Annotated in this window: 17 protein-coding genes; 7 read left to right on the top strand and 10 right to left on the bottom strand. The window is 55.3% G+C overall.

What is annotated here, in order from left to right; translation table 11 throughout:
• Window positions 1-173: 173 nt before the first annotated feature.
• Window positions 174-1,583, bottom strand: coding sequence for a glutamate--ammonia ligase (gene glnA / locus PO881_RS19265; protein ID WP_007885243.1), 1,410 nt, complete (start codon window positions 1,581-1,583; stop codon window positions 174-176).
• Window positions 1,584-2,022: 439 nt separating this feature from the next.
• On the opposite strand from glnA, the gene typA reads away from it, so the two are divergent.
• The 5 genes from typA to fabY all read left to right on the top strand — a co-directional run bounded on the left by typA (window position 2,023) and on the right by fabY (window position 6,938).
• On the top strand, window positions 2,023-3,843 hold the full coding sequence (gene typA, locus PO881_RS19260; protein ID WP_008109794.1) for a ribosome-dependent GTPase TypA: 1,821 nt from the start codon (window positions 2,023-2,025) through the stop codon (window positions 3,841-3,843).
• A 184-nt stretch (window positions 3,844-4,027) separates the two neighbouring features.
• Window positions 4,028-4,624: a glucose-1-phosphatase gene (yihX, locus tag PO881_RS19255; RefSeq protein ID WP_101760718.1), complete on the top strand. Its 597-nt coding sequence runs from the start codon at window positions 4,028-4,030 to the stop codon at window positions 4,622-4,624.
• Window positions 4,625-5,497, top strand: a complete 873-nt coding sequence (locus PO881_RS19250; RefSeq protein ID WP_101760717.1) for a virulence factor BrkB family protein — start codon at window positions 4,625-4,627, stop codon at window positions 5,495-5,497.
• Window positions 5,494-5,931 (top strand): D-aminoacyl-tRNA deacylase, encoded by a 438-nt coding sequence (gene dtd / locus PO881_RS19245; protein ID WP_101760716.1) that lies wholly within the window; start codon window positions 5,494-5,496, stop codon window positions 5,929-5,931. Before PO881_RS19250 ends, dtd begins: the two co-directional genes overlap by 4 nt.
• Before the next feature lie 59 nt (window positions 5,932-5,990).
• Window positions 5,991-6,938, top strand: coding sequence for a fatty acid biosynthesis protein FabY (fabY, locus tag PO881_RS19240; protein ID WP_280172251.1), 948 nt, complete (start codon window positions 5,991-5,993; stop codon window positions 6,936-6,938).
• 92 nt (window positions 6,939-7,030) lie between these two features.
• On the opposite strand, the gene PO881_RS19235 is transcribed toward fabY, so the two are convergent.
• From PO881_RS19235 to PO881_RS19225, 3 genes are all read right to left on the bottom strand, one after another.
• A complete protein-coding gene (locus tag PO881_RS19235; RefSeq protein ID WP_280172250.1) occupies window positions 7,031-8,710 on the bottom strand; it encodes an AsmA family protein in 1,680 nt (559 codons plus the stop codon).
• 122 nt (window positions 8,711-8,832) lie between these two features.
• Window positions 8,833-10,218, bottom strand: a complete 1,386-nt coding sequence (locus PO881_RS19230; protein WP_008109781.1) for a uracil-xanthine permease family protein — start codon at window positions 10,216-10,218, stop codon at window positions 8,833-8,835.
• 92 nt (window positions 10,219-10,310) lie between these two features.
• Window positions 10,311-11,246: a zinc-binding alcohol dehydrogenase family protein gene (locus PO881_RS19225; protein WP_280172249.1), complete on the bottom strand. Its 936-nt coding sequence runs from the start codon at window positions 11,244-11,246 to the stop codon at window positions 10,311-10,313.
• Between the two features lie 70 nt (window positions 11,247-11,316).
• Here PO881_RS19225 and PO881_RS19220 point away from each other — a divergent pair, with 70 nt between their 5' ends.
• Window positions 11,317-11,802 carry a MarR family winged helix-turn-helix transcriptional regulator gene (locus tag PO881_RS19220; protein WP_110868425.1) on the top strand — a complete coding sequence of 162 codons (486 nt, stop codon included), beginning with the start codon at window positions 11,317-11,319 and terminating at the stop codon, window positions 11,800-11,802.
• On the opposite strand, the gene recG is transcribed toward PO881_RS19220, so the two are convergent.
• The 5 genes from recG to gmk are packed head-to-tail and all read right to left on the bottom strand — an operon-like array spanning window position 11,799 to window position 17,661.
• Entirely contained in the window at window positions 11,799-13,877 is a 2,079-nt protein-coding gene (gene recG, locus PO881_RS19215; protein ID WP_277974292.1) for an ATP-dependent DNA helicase RecG, read from the bottom strand. The genes PO881_RS19220 and recG overlap by 4 nt on opposite strands.
• Complete coding sequence (gene trmH / locus PO881_RS19210; RefSeq protein ID WP_101760710.1) at window positions 13,874-14,569, bottom strand: tRNA (guanosine(18)-2'-O)-methyltransferase TrmH; 696 nt, start codon at window positions 14,567-14,569, stop codon at window positions 13,874-13,876. The genes recG and trmH overlap by 4 nt, the downstream gene beginning before the upstream one ends.
• Before the next feature lie 3 nt (window positions 14,570-14,572).
• Complete coding sequence (gene spoT / locus PO881_RS19205) at window positions 14,573-16,684, bottom strand: bifunctional GTP diphosphokinase/guanosine-3',5'-bis pyrophosphate 3'-pyrophosphohydrolase (RefSeq protein WP_101760709.1); 2,112 nt, start codon at window positions 16,682-16,684, stop codon at window positions 14,573-14,575.
• A 20-nt stretch (window positions 16,685-16,704) separates the two neighbouring features.
• Entirely contained in the window at window positions 16,705-16,980 is a 276-nt protein-coding gene (gene rpoZ, locus PO881_RS19200) for a DNA-directed RNA polymerase subunit omega (RefSeq protein WP_007885265.1), read from the bottom strand.
• A 57-nt stretch (window positions 16,981-17,037) separates the two neighbouring features.
• On the bottom strand, window positions 17,038-17,661 hold the full coding sequence (gmk, locus tag PO881_RS19195) for a guanylate kinase (RefSeq protein ID WP_008109768.1): 624 nt from the start codon (window positions 17,659-17,661) through the stop codon (window positions 17,038-17,040).
• Between the two features lie 240 nt (window positions 17,662-17,901).
• Between gmk and ligB the strand changes: the two genes are divergently transcribed.
• On the top strand, window positions 17,902-19,671 hold the full coding sequence (gene ligB / locus PO881_RS19190) for an NAD-dependent DNA ligase LigB (protein WP_280172248.1): 1,770 nt from the start codon (window positions 17,902-17,904) through the stop codon (window positions 19,669-19,671).
• Here the strand turns inward: ligB and PO881_RS19185 are convergent.
• Window positions 19,585-20,202: a trimeric intracellular cation channel family protein gene (locus PO881_RS19185; protein WP_008109765.1), complete on the bottom strand. Its 618-nt coding sequence runs from the start codon at window positions 20,200-20,202 to the stop codon at window positions 19,585-19,587. The two genes, ligB and PO881_RS19185, sit on opposite strands and share 87 nt — an antisense overlap.
• Window positions 20,203-20,223 lie beyond the last annotated feature (21 nt).

The following is a 20,223-nucleotide window of genomic DNA, read 5'->3' as shown; positions in this document are numbered from 1 at the left end:
CACTAATTTAGTGCATTATAGCCTTTCAGGACGGAAATCTGTGCTTCGAACCATGAATGCGCGGAGAAAAAAGCCCATCCGGAGATGGGCTAAAGTTTCCACGGCAATTAAAAATCTTTCAGGCTGTTCACGCAGCAAAAAGAGTGCGTGAACAGGGAGCTGAAATTTTTAAATTAAACGCTGTAGTACAGTTCGAACTCAACTGGGTGCGGAGTCATACGCACGCGGTCAACTTCTGGCTTACGCAGTTCGATGTACGCATCGATAGCGTCATCAGTGAACACGCCGCCACGGGTCAGGAACTCGCGATCTTCGTTCAGTGCGTTCAGTGCTTCTTCCAGAGAACCTGCAACTTTTGGAATCTCAGCTTCTTCTTCCGGTGGCAGGTCATACAGGTTTTTGTCCATCGCATCGCCAGGGTGGATCTTGTTGATAACACCATCAAGACCGGCCATCAGCAGCGCGGTGAATGCCAGGTATGGGTTAGCCGCTGGATCCGGGAAGCGAGCTTCGATACGACGTGCTTTCGGGCTGGCAACCACTGGGATACGGATAGAAGCAGAACGGTTACGGGCAGAGTAAGCCAGCATAACTGGCGCTTCGTAGCCTGGGACCAGACGCTTGTAGGAGTTGGTGGTTGGGTTCGCCAGGGCGTTGATCGCTTTAGCGTGCTTGATGATACCGCCAATATAGAACAGAGCAGTTTCAGACAGGCCGCCGTACTTGTCGCCAGAGAACAGGTTCACGCCGCCTTTTGACAGAGACATGTGGCAGTGCATACCAGAACCGTTATCGCCGAACATTGGCTTAGGCATAAAGGTTGCCGTTTTGCCGTACGCGTGAGCAACGTTGTGCACCACGTATTTGTAGATCTGAATTTCGTCAGCTTTTTTGGTCATGGTGTTGAAGCGGGTTGCCACTTCGTTCTGACCAGCTGTGGCTACTTCGTGGTGATGTGCTTCAACCACCAGACCCATCTGCTCCATGGTCAGACACATAGCAGAACGGATGTCCTGTGCTGAGTCAACCGGTGGCACTGGGAAGTAACCGCCTTTCAGACCTGGACGGTGACCTTTGTTACCGCCTTCGTACTCTTTACCGGTGTTCCAGGCTGCTTCGATATCGTCGATAGCCACGTGTGAACCTGAAGTAGAAGAACCGAAACGGATGTCATCGAACAGGAAGAACTCTGGCTCTGGTCCAAACAGCACGGTATCCGCGATGCCTGAAGAACGCAGGAACTCTTCTGCACGCTTAGCAATGGAGCGTGGGTCACGGTCGTAGCCCTGCAGTGTGCCTGGCTCAAGGATGTCGCAACGGATGATCAGGGTCGAGTCTTCGAAGAACGGATCCATGACTGCAGTGGTTGCATCCGGCATCAGCACCATGTCTGATTCGTTAATGCCTTTCCAGCCACCGATGGAGGAGCCATCGAACATTTTGCCTTCTTCGAAGAAGTCAGCGTTAACCTGGTGAGCAGGGATAGTAACGTGCTGTTCTTTACCTTTGGTATCGGTAAAACGCAGGTCAACAAACTTAACTTCATGCTCGTTCATCATCGAGAGAACGTGTTCAGCGGACATACTCAACTCTCCTGGAAATGGTCATTATCGTCATGGTGAGAGAACTTCGTTGCCGGGAATGTGTCACGACTGCTGACCACTCCTAACCAAAGATCTCGGCAAGCTCTTTCAACCGTTTTATAACTGTCGTTTTCGCTTAAAATATATAAAGCGAATTCTGTGCCAACTTTATGACAATGGCGAAAATGGCGCTACAATGCGCCCTTTCGTGAGTCGAAGGCTGCACCAGGATGGATTGCATGCATCGTTATGGTGCGCTACAGGTGAAGTTAAGCACTAATTTGGTGCAAATTACTATCGCAGTGCAGATTAATGCACCGTAAACGGTGCTAAAAATCAGCGCTACAAGAAACTTTCGGCGAAATCTGTGATCATGTTCAGTCTTCCGCTTAATCCGTGTACAATACCGCGTTATTTCTATAATGCCTGAGGCAAAGCTGTGATCGAAAATTTGCGTAACATCGCCATCATCGCGCACGTTGACCATGGTAAGACCACCCTGGTTGACAAGCTGCTCCAACAGTCCGGTACTTTTGATGCTCGTACCGAAGCGACTGAGCGCGTAATGGACTCCAACGATTTGGAGAAAGAGCGTGGGATTACCATCCTCGCAAAAAACACCGCCATCAAATGGAATGACTACCGTATCAACATCGTTGATACCCCAGGACACGCCGACTTCGGTGGTGAAGTGGAGCGCGTCATGTCCATGGTGGATTCGGTGCTGCTGGTTGTAGATGCGATGGATGGCCCTATGCCGCAAACCCGCTTCGTAACCAAGAAAGCATTTGCTCATGGTTTGAAGCCGATTGTGGTTATCAACAAAGTTGACCGTCCGGGCGCGCGTCCTGATTGGGTTGTTGATCAGGTATTTGACCTGTTCGTTAACCTGGATGCGACTGACGAGCAGCTGGACTTCCCGATTATCTTCGCTTCGGCGCTGAACGGTATCGCGGGTCTGGAACATACCGACATGGCTGACGACATGACCCCGCTGTATCAGGCGATCGTTGACCACGTTTCTCCACCTCAGGTTGAAGTTGAAGCGCCACTGCAGATGCAGATCTCGCAGCTGGACTACAACAACTATCTGGGCGTGATCGGCATCGGCCGCATCAAGCGCGGTACCGTGAAGCCGAACCAGCAGGTCACTATCATTGATAGCGAAGGCAAAACCCGTAACGGTAAAGTCGGTAAAGTGCTGGGCCACTTGGGTCTGGAACGTATCGAAAGTACCCTGGCAGAAGCGGGCGACATCATCGCCATCACCGGTCTGGGCGAGCTGAACATCTCTGACACCATCTGCGACACGCAGAATGTGGAAGCGCTGCCAGCCCTGAGCGTTGATGAGCCAACCGTTACCATGTTCTTCAACGTGAACACCTCACCGTTCTGCGGTAAAGAAGGTAAGTTCGTGACCTCGCGCCAGATTCTGGAGCGTTTGAACAAAGAGCTGGTACACAACGTGGCACTGCGCGTTGAAGAAACCGAAGATTCGGATGCGTTCCGCGTTTCCGGTCGTGGTGAGCTGCACTTGTCGGTTCTGATCGAAAACATGCGTCGTGAAGGTTTCGAGCTGGCGGTATCCCGTCCGAAAGTTATCTTCCGCGAGCACGAAGGCCGTAAGCAGGAGCCATTCGAAAACGTGACCCTCGACATCGAAGAAACCCATCAGGGTTCTGTGATGCAAGCGATGGGTGAGCGTAAAGGCGATCTGAAAAACATGGATCCAGATGGTAAAGGCCGTGTACGTCTCGACTACATGATCCCAAGCCGTGGTCTGATCGGCTTCCGTAACGAATTCATGACCATGACTTCAGGTACCGGTCTGCTGTACTCCACCTTCAGCCACTATGACGATGTTCGTCCGGGCGAAGTGGGCCAGCGTCAGAACGGCGTGCTGATCTCTAACGGTCAGGGTAAAGCGGTAGCGTTCGCCCTGTTCGGTCTGCAGGATCGCGGCAAGCTGTTCCTCGGTCACGGTGCGGAAGTGTATGAAGGCCAGATCATTGGTATTCACAGCCGTTCTAACGACCTGACAGTAAACTGCCTGACCGGTAAGAAACTGACCAACATGCGTGCGTCAGGTACTGACGAAGCCACCACTCTGGTTCCACCGCAGAAAATGACGCTGGAACAGGCTATCGAGTTCATCGATGATGACGAACTGGTAGAAGTGACTCCGCTGTCAGTCCGTATTCGTAAACGTCATCTGACCGAGAACGATCGTAAACGTTCTTCTCGCGGCAGCAAAGAGTAAGCGAAACAGTCTGATATTGAGCCCCGCACCCGCGGGGCTTTTTTATGCCTGCAACCCGCTGCAACGCTCGCTTAATGAAGTTTGCCTCCGCTTCCAGATTACTGATTTCCCGCCCCTCGTCCCTGTTCAGCTCCCACTTTTGCCGCTAAAGTGAATGATCCAGGGAACGAAAAGGAGAGTCGTCATGCTGTACATCTTTGATTTAGGCAATGTGATTGTTGATATCGATTTCAATCGTGTGCTCGGCGTCTGGAGCGACTTAGGGCGCGTGCCGTTATCCACGCTACAAAGTCGTTTCCGCATGGATGAGGCTTTTGAGAAACACGAACGTGGCGAAATCAGCGATCCAGAATTTGCTGCGCGCATTTGCGACCAGCTGGATATCGCGTTGAGCTATCCGCAATTCACCGCTGGCTGGCAGGCGGTCTTTGTCGGCGTGCGTCCGGAAACGCTGGCGATCATGAACAAGCTGCGTGCCAATGGCGAGCGCGTGGTGATCCTGTCCAATACCAATCAGCTGCACTTCGAGTTCTGGCCAACCCAATATCCCGATGTTCAACAGGCGGCCGATCATCTTTATATGTCGCAGGATATCGGCATGCGTAAGCCGGAAGCGCGCATCTACAACTATGTGCTGCAGCACGAAGGTTATCAGGCCGATCAGGCGGTATTTTTCGATGATAATCAAGCCAATATCGACGCTGCGCGCGCACTCGGCATTGAGAGCGTGCTGGTGGTTGATGAGAAAACTGTGCCGGACTGGTTTGCAGGTCGTCTCTGAGTGCTGAACCATCGACATCTGCGCCACTCGGCGCATGCCTTTTATTTGTGGGTAAAACTGCTGTGGCGACGCGTTGACGATGACAACATGACGACGCAGGCGGGTAATCTCGCCTACGTCTCATTGCTGGCATTGGTGCCGCTGATTGCAGTGGTGTTCGCTCTGTTTGCTGCTTTTCCGATGTTCTCGGACATCAGCGTGCAGTTGAAGAACTTCATCTTTACCAACTTCATTCCGGCAACGGGCGACGTGATTCAGCGTTATCTCGATCAGTTTGTCGCCAACGTCAATAAGATGACGGCGGTCGGCATTGTGGGGTTGATCGTCACCGCGCTGCTGCTGATGCATTCGGTGGACAGCGCGTTGAACGCCATCTGGCGCAGCGATAAACCGCGTCCAATGGTCTACTCCTTTGCTGTTTACTGGATGATCTTAACGCTGGGCCCGCTGCTGGCCGGCGCAAGTTTAGCGCTCAGCTCCTATCTGCTGTCGCTGCGCTGGGTAAACGTCACGGGCGTCACCAGCTTGATCGATCATCTGCTGCGCATATTCCCGCTGTGCCTCTCGATCCTCGCTTTCTGGCTGCTGTATAGCATTGTGCCGACGCGGCGCGTGCCGACGCGTGATGCACTGATCGGCGCCATTGTTGCCGGATTGCTGTTCGAGCTGGGTAAAAAAGGCTTTGCGCTCTATGTTACGATGTTCCCTTCATATCAGTTAATTTACGGCGTTCTGGCGGTCATCCCCATTCTGTTCCTATGGGTCTATTGGTCGTGGTGTATTGTGTTGTTAGGCGCGGAAATCACCGTCACGCTGGATGACTATCGCCAGCTAAAACAGCAGGAACGCGAAAAAGAACGTGAGGAAACATGATTGCTTTGATTCAGCGCGTCAGCCGCGCCAGTGTCAGCGTTGACGACGCGACAGTGGGCGAAATTGGCGCCGGCTTGCTGGTGTTATTGGGTGTGGAAAAGGGCGATGACGAACAAAAAGCGCAGCGATTAACCGAGCGCGTGCTGGGCTACCGTATCTTTGCGGATGAGAATGACAAAATGAATCTTAATGTGCAGCAGGCAGGTGGCAGCGTGCTGGTGGTGTCGCAATTCACTCTCGCTGCAGATACCAATAAAGGTATGCGTCCCTCTTTTTCTGGCGGCGCAGAACCGGCGGAAGCCGAGCGCCTCTATGAATACTTTAGCGATTGCTGCCGTGCACAGGGTGTGGCCACCGCAAACGGGCGCTTCGCCGCCAATATGCAGGTTTCGTTGGTAAACGATGGTCCGGTGACCTTCTGGTTACAGGTGTGAGGGTTTCAGCCGAGCGGCAAGGACTTAGCCACGCAAGCTTCGAACGAGAGAATCACTTTATGTATCATCTTCGCGTACCGCAAACGGCGGAAGAGCTGGATATGTATTACCAGTTCCGCTGGGAAATGTTACGAAAGCCGCTGCGTCAGCCGCAGGGTTCTGAGCGTGATGCCTGGGATGCGCTGGCGCATCATCAAATGGTGGTGGATGAGCAAGGCAAACCGGTGGCAATCGGCCGTCTGTACATCAATGCCGAGAACGAAGCCGCGATTCGCTTCCTTGCCGTGCATCCTTCGGTGCAGGGCAAAGGTCTTGGCACGCTGGTGGCGATGACGCTGGAATCGGTCGCGCGTCAGGAAGGGGCAAAACGCGTCACTTGTAGCGCGCGTGAAGACGCCGTCGAATTTTTTGCCAAGCTCGGCTACGTCAACCAGGGCGAAATCACCGCGCCGCAAACTACGCCAGTGCGCCACTTCCTGATGATAAAACCGGTCGTGACGCTCGACGATATTCTGCATCGCGCCGACTGGTGCGGACAGCTGCAACAAGCCTGGTACGAGCACATTCCGCTGAGTGAAAAAATGGGCGTGCGCATTCTGCAATATACCGGGCAGAAATTCGTTACCACCATGCCCGAAGCGGGCAACCAGAATCCCCATCACACCCTATTTGCGGGCAGCTTGTTTTCGCTCGCCACGCTCACCGGTTGGGGTTTAATTTGGCTGCTGCTGCGCGAGCGCCATCTCGGTGGCACCATTATTCTGGCGGATGCGCATATTCGCTACAGCGAACCGATCAGCGGCCGTCCGGGCGCGATTGCCGATCTCGGCTCGCTCAGCGGCGATCTTGATCGTCTGGCGCGTGGCCGCAAAGCGCGCGTGCAGATGGAAGTGGAGCTGTTTGGGGATGATGAGCTGGGCGCGGTATTCGAAGGTGTGTATATCGTGCTGCCCGCCGATTCTGACGGAGCACTGGAAGAGGGCGGCTCCGGCGCCCGTATCGATTAGTCCTGCAATTTTTTTACATACTGTAGCGGCGCAATTTATTGCGCATCGCTTTTTAAAGTCAAAAGAGCGCAATGAATCGCGCCGCTACAGAATTATTGCACTTGCCCGCCCCGCATCGTTTGCTGTACAGCTTGGGCATCGGTGGTTACCGACAACGTGCCATCCACGCTGGGGCGCAGCGGCGCGCTGGCGTTCAGCGAACCTTTCAGCTGCAGCTGTAAATTACTGTTACCGCTCAACTGCAGCGTTGGCCAACCCCAATTGCCCAGCACGTTTGCCGGCACAGCCTGGCCTTTCAGATTCAGCGTCAACGGACGTTGCGCGTCCTGCCCAACCGTTGCTGATCCTTCCAGTAAACCGCTGCCGTTAAAGGCGCTCAATTCTGTTACCTGAATCTGTTGATCGTTGGCATTCAGCGCAATGGACGGATGACGCAGATCGGTACGATTGAAGGTGGCTTCGGCCGCGTTGAAGCTGGCTTTACCGGACCAGATTCCCCACTGATGTTGACGCGCCAGTAGCAGATTATTCGCGCTGCCATCCAGTGACGTCATCTGGAACGGGAACGCCGGATTGATATCAATAATCAGGTTACGGTTGGCAGTAGCGCGGGTTATTAGCACGCTATCCAGCCAGTCCGGTAAGGTTTGCTGCCAGCGTTCACGCCAGTTTTGCGGCAAAGTATATTCCAGCCCGGCGATCGCCAGTTCATCCAGCGTCAGACGTTTGTCGCTGCGCGTCCAGTTGCCGCTGGCGCGCACCACGCCATTCACCCAGCGCGAACTGAACTGCGTCAGCGCGATGCCCTGCGCCGAGAATTCGGCATTGACGATAGGATCGTTGAGCTCAAAGCCACCGTTAATAAAATTCCCGGCATTCATGGAGAGAGAACCGCCATCGCTTTCCCAATCATCGCCGCGCAGGGTGACATTTTTCAGGGTTAAATCGAGATCGGTCACCGCCCAGTCAGGTCCTTGCAGGCGTGCATCGGTCATATCCAGACGGTTGATGCTCACAGAAGGCACAGCGCGCAGCGGATTGAGGAAGTCGCTCAGGCTTTGATGGGTTTGCATGCGGATATCGTTGAGGCGCAGTTGGTCGATCTTCCAGTTACCCAGCGCATCGCGCTCGGCGTTGCCGGTCATCGAACCGCGCGCCAGATCGGCGCCGATATTGCTCAGCACCAGACGACGTTGCTTGATACTGCCCTGCAGCAGCACGTTGTTACCCGGTACGCCATCCAGCGTCAGGGTGCCAGCGCTAATCTGGAACTGCGCATCGCTGCCCAGCACGTCGTTAGGCAGCGGTTTCCACGGCAGAAGACCGCCGTTCACGCGCTGAGCGGTCATCGGCAATGCGCTGTGCGGATTCTCAATACGCACATTATTCAGCTGCAGGCGATTGGCCTGAATCGGCAGCGTGGTATCGGGCGCTTGATTGGCGAGATTGATTTCACCGTCGCGCACTTCGATGCTGTTGAAGTGCAGTGGATCGCTGAACTGAACCAGCGCCAGGCCAAGATCAACGCGTTTCGCCACCAACACGGCGGGCTGACCATCATGACCAAAGCTGAAGTCATCGAGAATGATATGCGAAGGGGAGGAGAAGTCGTGCTCAATCTTGCTGAGAGAGAGATGCCAAGCGGTTTTATCGCTTACCCAGCGGCTAAACCAACCTGCGCCCCATTGTGTTTGTAGCAACACATACAGCACTACCAGCGCCAGCAGAATTAGCAGCAGTAAGGTAAGGAAAAACTTGCCTAAAAATTTCATCGCACTTATCCATCCCGATATTTATCCGGTGAGTGGTTGTTATGCCTGAATTACCGTTACAGCTCAACAGCCTGGATGTAAATGCGGATAAATATCAGGCAGGCCGAAGCCTGCCTGCAGGATTACTTTTCTTGCGGGAAGATCAGGTTCAGCACGATGGCGGTAATACCACCGGCCGCAATGCCAGATGAAAGCAGGGTTTTCAGCCAGTCCGGGGCAAATTGCAGAATCAGCGGCTGCTGAGAAACGCCCAAACCTACCGCCAGCGACAGCGCGATAATCATGATGGCACGACGATTCAGCGGTTCACGCGAAACGATGCGCACGCCAGATGCGGCGATGGTACCAAACATCACAATGGTGGCACCGCCCAGCACCGGTTCTGGAATATGCTGCACAAAACCACTCACGGCTGGGAACAGGCCAAGCACGATCAGCATCAGCGCCACGACAAAGCCCACATAGCGGCTGGCAACGCCGGTAAGCTGAATCACGCCGTTGTTCTGGCCAAAACAGGAATTCGGGAAGGTGTTGAACAGCGCAGAGACAAAGGAGTTAAGACCGTTGGCCAACACGCCGCCTTTCAGACGCTTCATATACAGCGGGCCACTTACCGGCTGCTCGGAAACATCAGAAGTCGCGGTGATGTCGCCGATGGTTTCCAGCGAGGTCACCATAAACACCAACATCAGCGGGATCAGCAGATTCCAGTCAAAGCCCAGGCCGTAGTAGAGCGGCGATGGCACGGCAATCAGCGGCTGATCGGCTGGCGTGCTGGTGGCGGGCAGCATATCCAGCGCCCAGGCCAGCGCATAACCTACCGCCATCGCGATCACCAACGAAGCCACGCGCAGATAAGCATTACGCTGACGATTAAGCAGGATAATCACCACCAATACCGAAGCCGCCAGCAACAAGTTTTTCGGAGCGCCAAACGTGTGATCGCTCATCGCCGCAAAGCCACCGCCGATGGAGGTCAAACCGACCTGAATCAGCGACAGGCCAATAATCATCACCACAATGCCGGAAACCAGCGGCGTAATGATGCGGCGCGCCAGGTGCAACACGCGTGACAGCACCATTTCGGTACAAGACGCCACCATCAGCGTGCCAAACAGCGCCGCCATCATGGTCGGCACATCAACGCCACCATTTTTCAGCGCCATGCCGCCCATGATCAGCGGCGTCACGAAGTTAAAGCTGGTGCCCTGAATCGACAACAGGCCAGAGCCCACGGGTCCCCAGGTTTTGATTTGCAGAATGGATGCCACGCCCGAGGCAAACAGCGACATGCTGATGATGTGTTGCGTGTCCTGTGCCGGTAAACCCAGCGCCTGGCAAATCAGCAGCGCAGGCGTAATCACCGCGACAAACATCGCCAGCAAATGCTGACAGGCAGCAAACAAGGTTTGCGGTAACGGTGGACGGTCTTCGAGGCGGTAAATCAGTTCACTTTTCGGGCTTGCAGCGCTGGCAGGCTGGCGAGTTTCAGCGGTGTTGACGGACATGGTGGACGTTCTCAATTACAACAAAGGGGCGATTTTAAACGGTTGCGTTGTGAAAGCAATCGTTTGCAATGCCCCTTTTTACTTCCGTTGATCTAAAGCGTAAACACCGTACGGCAACGGCTGTCATCTTCCTGCCACGCCAGCGCGACGTCACTCAGCGAGCGCATCTGGAAGGCGATCGAAAAATCGCTCTCGGCGGCGGCCGTCAGCATTTCGCCGATGCAGGCGAGCAACTCTTTATCCGACACGCTGCCGAGGCCGCTGCCCATTAATGTCAGCCCGGACGAGCGCAGCAGTTTGCTGTGCAGGGTAATTTCCTGTCCGCTTAAGGAACCGATTTGTACAAAGCGTACCGTTTTCTCTCCGCCCGCTACGGCGGCGTGCATGATATCGAGTGCGCTCTGGCCCCACAGATAATCGAGTACCACATCAACACCTTCTTTCATCAACGCCGGTAACGCGTCCGGCAATTCATCCAGCGTGAAAGTGAGGTCGGCGCCCTGCGCGCGCAGTTGATCCAGCGCGGCGCGATTACGACCGGTGGCGATAATTTTGCCTGCACCTAGATGCTGTGCGATACGCACCGCTAAACCGCCCGACGTACCGGTTGCGCCATTGAGCAATACGGTTTCACCAGTGCGCAGCTGGGCGCGTCGGGTTAATGCCGCCCAGGATGACATGCCCGGATTCGCCAGCGCAGCGGCCAGCACCGGATCCAATTTCGGCGGCAACGAAACGATGCTGTCGGCGGGCACTAAGGTTCTCTCCGCCATGCTGCCCCAAGGTGCATTAAAGGCAAGGAAGTAAACCGGATCGCCATTACTCAGCGTGCCGGTACCATCGATGCCGGTAATAAAGGGATAGTGCGCGGCCGCGCTGTAATGCGTTCCGGCGGCGCGTGCTTTTGCCAGCTGGCTGACGGCGGCGGCTTTCACTGTTAACACCACATGGCTTTCATCGGCCTGCGGTTCAGGAAAATCACCGTAAACGGGCAGTTCACCTGCCGCGGAAACTATCGCTGCTTTCATGCTTTCACCTTCAGTTAAGTGGAAACTATGTGTAATATGCACACATTAGGCTTGCCTCAGGATAACGTCAATGAAAAGCGTGCAAAATACACATAATAGTGCTGCATTTGATGATCTGCACAATGCGCTGCTGATGATTGTAGGAACTTTCAATCGTCCACAACGTGATGAATTATTGATAAAAGAGTCAAATATTCAGCTTGATCGCGCGCTGTTTCCGCTACTGATTCAAATCGGTCGCTTCGGGCCAATTGGCGTGGTGGAGCTGGCGGAGCGGGCCGGACGCGATTACACCACCGTCAGTCGTCAGGTGGCGAAGCTGGAGGAGTTAGGGCTGGCGCAGCGCCAGAAAAATGCCAAAGACAAACGGGTGAATGAAGCGGTGATCACTGCGGCAGGTAAAGCAATGACCGACAAAATCGATGCGGCGCGCGCGCAAATTTATCAGAACCTGTTTGCCAGCTGGCCGGATGAAGAGCGCGCCGAGCTGGCGCGTCTGCTGCAGAAATTTGTTGGGGATTTTATTGCCATCGATAAAAGCAAGACGGCGGATTAAGCGTTACTGTAGCGCTCGGTTTCCGGCAGCCAGCGCTCAATCAGTGCCTGCGCCTGCTCTGGATAGTGCTGGTGGATATGACGCGCCACGCGCTGAACTTCGGGAATCATGCCCTGATCGCGCAGTAAATCCGCTACTTTAAACTCGGCGTTGCCGGTTTGACGTGTGCCGAGCATTTCACCCGGACCGCGAATCTCCAGATCGTGCTGGGCAATCACGAAGCCGTCATTGCTATCGCGCAGCACCTGCAACCGCTTCTGCGCGGTTTTGCTGAGCGGCGCTTTGTACAACAACACGCAGTGTGAAGCGACAGCACCACGCCCAACGCGGCCGCGCAGCTGATGTAACTGAGCCAAACCGAGACGTTCCGGGTTTTCGATTATCATCAAGCTGGCGTTCGGCACATCCACGCCCACTTCGATCACCGTGGTGGCGATCAGCAGCTGGATTTCATTAGCCTTAAACGCCGCCATCACCGCCTGCTTTTCGGCGGGCTTCATGCGGCCGTGCACCAGACCAACCTGCAAATCGGGCAGCGCCACTTTCAGCTCTTCCCACGTTGCTTCCGCCGCCTGCGCTTCCAGCACTTCTGACTCTTCAATCAGCGTACACACCCAATAAGCCTGACGCCCTTCGTGACAGGCGCTTTGCACACGCGTGATGATCTCACTGCGGCGGCTATCGGGAATCGCCACCGTGGTCACCGGCGTACGACCTGGCGGTAATTCGTCGATGGTGGAGGTATCGAGATCGGCGTAAGCCGTCATCGCCAGCGTGCGCGGAATCGGCGTAGCGGTCATGATCAGCTGATGCGGATGGAAACCTTGTTCCTCGCCTTTTTCCCACAGCGCTAAGCGCTGGTGCACGCCAAAGCGATGCTGCTCATCAATGATCACCAGCGCCATGCCGTTGAATTTCACCTGTTCCTGGAACAGCGCGTGGGTGCCGACCACCATCGCGACCTGACCGCTGGCAATGGCTTCCTGCTGCGCTTCGCGCGCTTTGCCTTTCTGCTTGCCCGCCAGCCAGCCCACTTCAATTCCCAGCGGTGCAAACCACTGGCGGAAGTTGTTGGCATGCTGCTCGGCCAGCAGTTCGGTCGGCGCCATCAGCGCTACCTGTTTGCCGTGTGCGATGACGTTCAGTGCCGCCAGTGCGGCTACCAGCGTTTTACCGGAGCCGACATCGCCCTGCACCAAACGCATCATCGGAAAATCGTTGGCCAAATCCTTTTCAATTTCTGCCACCACACGCTGTTGCGCACCGGTTGGCGAGAAGGGCAGCGCCGCCAGTAGCTGATCAACCAGCTCGTGGCGCGCCGTCATCGGCAATGCATGATGGCGCTGCGCACCGGCGCGTACGGCTAGCATGCTGAGGTTATGCGCCAGTAGCTCTTCCAGAATTAAGCGTTTCTGTGCCGGATGGCGGCCGGTTTCCAGCTCGCTCAGACGCAGATCCGGCGGTGGACGATGCAGCGTGCGCAGGGCATCCGGCAGGCTAATCAGCCCGCCGCTCAGCTCGGACGGTAGCAGCTCGGCAATTGGGCAGCTCTCCAGCAACGTCAACGCCTGATCGGTGAGATTGCGCAGTGTCGCCTGGCGAATGCCTTCGGTAGTGGGATAAACCGGCGTCAGGGTTTCCTGCAGCTCAACGCCGCCCTGTTCGCCCTGCACGCGATACTCGGGATGAATGATTTCAGCACCGCGCTGACCGCGCTTAATCTCGCCGTAGGCGGTGACGCGGCGGCCCGGCGACAGGCTGTTTTTCATCCCGGCATTGAAATTGAAGAAACGCATGGTCAGCATGCCGCTGCCGTCGCTGATCTGGCACACCAACATGCGGCGGCGACCAAAAGTGATTTCGCTGCTCAGCACTTCACCTTCCACCGTGGCATAAACGCCCGGCAGCAGGTCATTGATTTTATACAATTGGGTGCGGTCTTCGTAACGCAGTGGCAGATGCAGCAGTAAATCCTGAATGGTGAACAGGCCAAGTTTGGCCAGCTTGCCCGCCTGACTGGCGCCGACGCCGGTCAGGGTACTGAGCGGGATGGCATCCAGCAGACGGCCTTTCATTTTCTACCTGTTGATTGCATGGTGGCCCACCACTCGGCGTCGGCTTCTACTTCGCCCTGACCATTGATGTGCGGATACGGCAGGCCTTTCTGCTTGGCAACGCGCGCCAGCACCGGATAACCACCTTCGAATAGCAAACGCTGCTGCTCATCTTCATCCAGCAGGCTATAGGTGCGCTGATACATTCCAGCATTCTGTCGCTGACGTTGCGCTTCATACAAAATCAGCGCGGAAGCCACCGAGACATTGAGCGACTGCACCATGCCCACCATCGGCACAACGATGTCCTGATCGGCCAGCGCCAGCGCTTCAGCGGTAATACCGGTTTTTTCCTGACCCATGAGAATGCAGGTCGGTTTGGTGTAATCGATGTCGCGAAAATCTACCGCTTTGGCGGACAGATTGGTCGCCAGCACCTGCATGCCTTCATCCTTCAGATGACGCACTGCATCTGCAATATGCTGATGCGTTTTAACCTTCACCCAACTGTTGCTGCCGGCCGAAGCGGAAACCATGGTGCGCATACGCACGCTTGGCCAGACGGCGTGCACTTCATGAATGCCCACCGCATCGGCGGTACGGATCACTGCCGAGACGTTATGCGGTTTATGCACCTGTTCCATGCAGACGGTGAGATCGTGCTGGCGCAGGGCCAGCATCTCCTGAATTCGGGCAAAACGTTGAGCGTTCATGGGCTAGTTACGGTTGCGGTGAACTTTGATCACGTCCGGCATTACGCGGATTTTGCGCATAATATTCGCCAGATGGACGCGATCGTTCGCGGTGAGGCGGATAAAGGCGCTATACACGCGACCATCACGCTCTTCGGTATTCAGGCTCTGAATATTGGAACTGGCGGTGTTGATTGCCGCGGTCAGATTCGCCAGTGCGCCCTGATGATTGAACATGTCGACTTTAATCTCTGCGACAAATTCCTGGTCGGTCACTTTATCCCACTCAACCGGCATGAACTTTTCAGGCTCTTTTTGGTAGCCACGGATGTTACGGCAGGATTCGTGATGCACCACCAAACCTTTTCCGGGACTAACGTGCGCCACAATCGGGTCACCAGGAATTGGACGGCAGCATTTGGCAAAGGTAATCAGCACGCCATCCGCGCCTTTGATCGGCAGCTTTTTGCGTTTGCTGTTGCTCTGCGGCTCTTCACTGCCTGACTGCAGCAAGTTCTTTGCCACCACCACGCTCATGGCGTTGCCCAGGCCGATTTCTGCCAGCAAATCATCGATGGCGGTCAGCTTCATGCGCTCAAGTTCGTGCTGAATGTTCTCAACCGGAATCTCTGCCAGCTTCTTGCTGCCGCCGAGCGCGTGGCTCAACAGACGACGACCCAGGTTGACGGAGTCTTCACGTTTGAGGTTTTTCAGCAGCTGACGGATTTTGGCGCGCGCTTTCGAGCTGACGACAAAATTGAGCCAGGCAGCGTTCGGGCGAGCACCCGGCGCGGTGATGATTTCAATGGTTTGACCGCTGGTCAGCGATTGTGACAGCGGGTAAGGCTGGCGATCGACGCGTGCGCCGACGCAGGCATGACCGATATCGGTATGCACCGCATAGGCGAAATCGACCGGCGTGGCGCCAGCCGGCAATTCGACGATGCGGCCTTCCGGCGTGAACACGTAGATCTCATCCGGGAAGAGATCGGATTTCACGCTTTCGATAAATTCAAATGAGCTACCGGCGCTTTGCTGCAGCTCCAGCAGGCTTTGTAGCCAGCGTTGAGCACGAATCTGCGCGGTAGTACCGCTGACTTCGCCGCTCTCTTTATACGCCCAGTGTGCTGCCACACCCATTTCTGCCATCTGATCCATATCTTCAGTACGGATCTGCACTTCAACCGGTACGCCGTGTGGGCCGATCATTGAAGTATGCAGCGATTGATAGCCGTTGGCCTTGGGAATGGCGATGTAATCTTTTACGCGTCCGGGACGCGGTTTGTACAAGCTGTGCATCTGTCCGAGCACGCGATAACAGGTATCCAGATCTTTCACGATGACGCGGAAGGCGTAGATATCCATGATCGAGTGAAAACGCTGCTCTTTCAGGTGCATTTTGCGGTAGATCGAGTAGAGATGTTTTTCGCGTCCACTTACGCGGCAGGGAATACCTGCTTCCTGTAAGCGACCGTCGATTTCAGCAAGGATCTTCTGAATCATCTCTTTACGGTTACCGCGCGCCGCTTTCACCACCTCTTTAATCACGCGGAAACGGTTCGGGTAGAGCGCTTCAAAGCCGAGCTCTTCCAGTTCTGTTTTCAGGTGATGAATACCAAGGCGGTGCGCCAGAGGACTGTAAATCTCCAGCGTTTCCAGCGCGATACGGCGTTTTTTATCCGGACGTAACGCGCCGAGCGTGCGCATGTTGTGCGTGCGGTCAGCCAGTTTGATTAAGATGACGCGGATATCCTGCACCATCGCCATGATCATTTTGCGGAAGTTTTCAGCCTGCGCTTCTTTCTTGTCGCGGAACTTCAGCTTATCGAGCTTGGATACACCTTCCACCAGTTCGGCAACGCTTTTACCAAACAGCTGTTCCATATCCTGGTAAGTGGCGGGCGTATCTTCGATCACATCATGCAGCAGCGCCGCCATTAGCGTTTCGTGGTCGAGTTTCATCTCGGCCAGAATGCAGGCTACAGCAACAGGATGGGTGATATAAGGCTCGCCGCTGGAGCGTGTTTGACCCTCGTGGGCATCACGCGCGACTAGATAAGCTTGCTTGAGGCGCTTAATTTGCTCCTCAGGCAAGTATTTTTCAATCAGTTGATTGAGGCTTTCAAACAGATACAAGGGCGACCTGCGAAGTGCTGTTAACGACGACCTTCAGCGATAGCGGTAACGGCTTGTAACTCAGCGGCTTCCTGCTCATGCTGTTCCTGACGATCACGGACATCCAGAATCTGGGTAGTGATCAAACCTTCTTCGATTTCGCGCAGGGCGATAACGGTTGGCTTATCGTTCTCTTCCGGAACCAGCGCATCTTTACCGCCTACCTGCATCTGACGTGCACGACGTGCAGCGACCAACACCAGGTCAAAACGGTTACCAACTTTCTCTACTGCGTCCTGAACGGTTACGCGTGCCATAGGTGTGCTACTCCACAGATGATGAAGAAATGACTGGGCATAATACTGAAAGTGAATTCAGACTGCCAATAGTTTGCTGATTAAAGCATCATGTCGCGATTTTTGGCGACCCATACGCAGACGTTCTGCGCGAATAATGGTTTTCAGATCTGACAGCGCCAGATCGAAATCATCATTAACAATTAAATAGTCATACTCGGCGTAGTGGCTCATTTCCGCCACGGCCTGTTGCATACGACGGGCAATCACCTCTTCGCTGTCCTGACCGCGGCCACGCAGGCGACGATCCAACTCTTCGGTAGAAGGCGGCAGCACAAAGATGCTGCGAGCGGCAGGCATTTTCTGGCGAATTTGCTGCGCACCTTGCCAGTCGATATCCAGGAAGACGTCCACGCCGGTCGCCAGCACCTGCTCAATCGCAGCGCGTGACGTACCGTAATAATTGCCAAACACTTCCGCATGTTCGAGGAAGTCGTCTGTTGCAATCATGGTCTCGAATTCGGACTTAGAGACGAAAAAGTAGTGCTCACCATGAGCTTCACCGGGACGCACGCCACGGGTGGTATGAGAAATAGACACCTGCGTATCGTACAGCGGTTGTGTCTTTAACAGCGCCTGAATCAGGCTGGATTTACCCGCGCCGCTGGGGGCGGAAACTATATAAAGCGTGCCTTGAGCCATGGTTATCTTGAATTGAGTAAAGAGCGGAGTCGATTTCCTGCACAGTATACACGGCTTGGGGTGGTCACGCAGCGTTTGCCGCTTGGCTGAGGCAATTCTTTTTTCTGTGAAGCCGCGCCAGAGGCTGATGTAGCAGGCTGCAACAGCAATTTAATCTCTGGAATCTGCATCCAGCGCGCAATCTTCATGGCTGGTAAAGGCCTGCGCTGCGCGCTCCAATAGCAAAAAAGGAGAGCGAAGATGAAAGGATGCCTGAGTCTATTGTGTTGCTTATTCAGTATGGGTTGCTGGGCCGAAGCGCTCTGCCCGAATTGGTCGCCGGTGCGCGCGGGGCAGGAAATCACACAGCTGCAAACCCAGCTACGACAGTGGGATGACGCGTATTACCGGCAGGGCACAAATCTGGTGACCGATGCCGATTACGACAGCCTGCAACTGCGATTACAGCAGTGGCAGCGCTGTTTCACTCCGGCGCACGCCACCTACGATGCACAACTCACCACCGATGGCAGTACGCATCATCCGGTGGCGCATACCGGCGTGCGCAAACTGCGCGATAAGCTGGCAGTGGCGTACTGGATGCAGGACAAATCTGCGCTGTGGCTGCAGCCGAAAGTCGATGGCGTCGCCGTTACTTTGGTATATCGACAGGGTAAGTTGGCCTCATTGATCAGTCGCGGTGATGGTTTACGTGGCGAAGAGTGGCTGGCCAAATCCGCACATATTCCCTCCATCCCGCAGCAGCTGGATACCTTGCGCGAGGAAGTGGTGCTGCAGGGTGAGCTGTTTCTGCAAATGACCGATCATCAACAGGCGCGTGACGGCGGCAAGAACGCGCGCGCGCAGGTGGCGGGAGCGATGATGCGCCACGACAACAGCCCGCTACTTGAGCAGCTTAGCGTATTTATCTGGGCGTGGCCGGATGGACCCAATTCAATGCCCGATCGTCTGGCGCAGCTCACACAATGGGGATTTGGGCTGGCGCAGAGCTGGAGCCGTCAGGTGAGTAATGAAGAAGAGGTCGCGGTATGGCGCGATCGCTGGTTCCGCGAATCGCTGCCGTTTGTCACCGATGGCGTGGTAATTCATCAATCACCCGTCAGCGCAGGGCGCGATTGGCAGCCCGGCCAGGGCAGTTGGTCAGCGGCATGGAAGTATCAACCAGCAGAAGTCAGCAGCGAAGTGCTGTCAGTGGATTTCAATGTGGGCCGCACGGGCAAGATCGCCGTGGTGCTAAATCTGATACCGGTGCAACTGGAGGACAAAACGGTACGCCGGGTAAACATTGGTTCCCTGCGACGCTGGCGGGAACTGGATGTGATCGCGGGTGATGAGGTGACGCTCACGCTGGCGGGATTAGGCATTCCGCGACTGGAGCGCGTGATTTGGCGTGTGGCGCAGCGCGATTATCCAGCGTCGCCACAGGAGGGCGAATTCCACGGCTTAACCTGTCTGCACTTTAGCGCCGACTGCCGGGCGCAGTTTTTATCTCGCCTTAGCTGGCTCAGCCAGAAGTCGGTACTCGATATTGCGGGCGTTCAGCGCAGCAGCTGGCAGCGCCTGCTGGATAGCGGCGCTATCAGCCATCTCTTTTCCTGGCTGACCCTGACGCCGGATCAGATTGCGCAGGCTAATGGCATCACGCCGGCTCGCGCGCAACTTATCTGGCACCGCTTTAACCTGACGCGTGAGCAGCCGCTGCGACGCTGGGTGAGTGCGCTTGGCTTGCCGTTGCCGCGTGCAGCGTTACAGGCTTTACCGGATGCGCAGTGGTCGCAGTTGCTGGCGCGAACGGCGGAAAGCTGGCAGCAGCTGCCCGGTATCGGTAGCGTGTTAGCACAACGGATTGTGATGATGCTGCAGGATGCGCACCTGCAGCAGTTGATTCACTTTCTGCAGCAGCAGGAGATTCCTGCAACTGATTCAATGTTCAGGATGGGGATAGTTGAAGATCGGCAAACCGAGGCGGAAACGCAGCGCCAGCAAGCGGGCGAAGAAGCCGAACAGTAGCGTGATGATCACCACCGCTTCATGCGCCAGCGGCGTTTTCAGCAACAGGATATACATCCAGCCCGAGGCGAAAGCGATACCGGCATACAGCTCTTTCTGGAACACCAACGGAATGCGATTGCAGAACATATCGCGCAGCACTCCGCCGAATACGCCGGTGATCACGGCGGCGATGGCTGCAATGATGGAGGCGTGCCCGCTATCCAGTGCAACCTGGGCGCCAATAATGGAGAACACCACTAAACCCAGCGCATCCAGCACCAGAAACACTTTGCGCAGGTGCGTCATTAGCGGTGCAACAAAGGTGGTCACAACCGCAGCCGCAGCCACGATCATGATGTACTCCGGGTTTTTAACCCAACTGAGCGGATAGTGGCCCAGCAAAATGTCACGCACCGAACCGCCGCCAATGGCGGTGACCGAGGCGATGATGATCACGCCAAACAGGTCCATTTTACGACGTCCTGCCGCCAGCGCGCCGGTCATGGCTTCGGCTGTAATACCAATAATATAGAGAACGGTTAACAACATAGAGCACTCCAGTAAATTGGC

The sequence above is a fragment of the Pantoea sp. SS70 genome (assembly GCF_029866845.1).
Lineage (GTDB): Bacteria > Pseudomonadota > Gammaproteobacteria > Enterobacterales > Enterobacteriaceae > Pantoea > Pantoea leporis.
The sequence above is the reverse complement of the archived record's forward strand: the minus strand, read 5'-3'. Positions and strand labels throughout refer to the sequence as shown.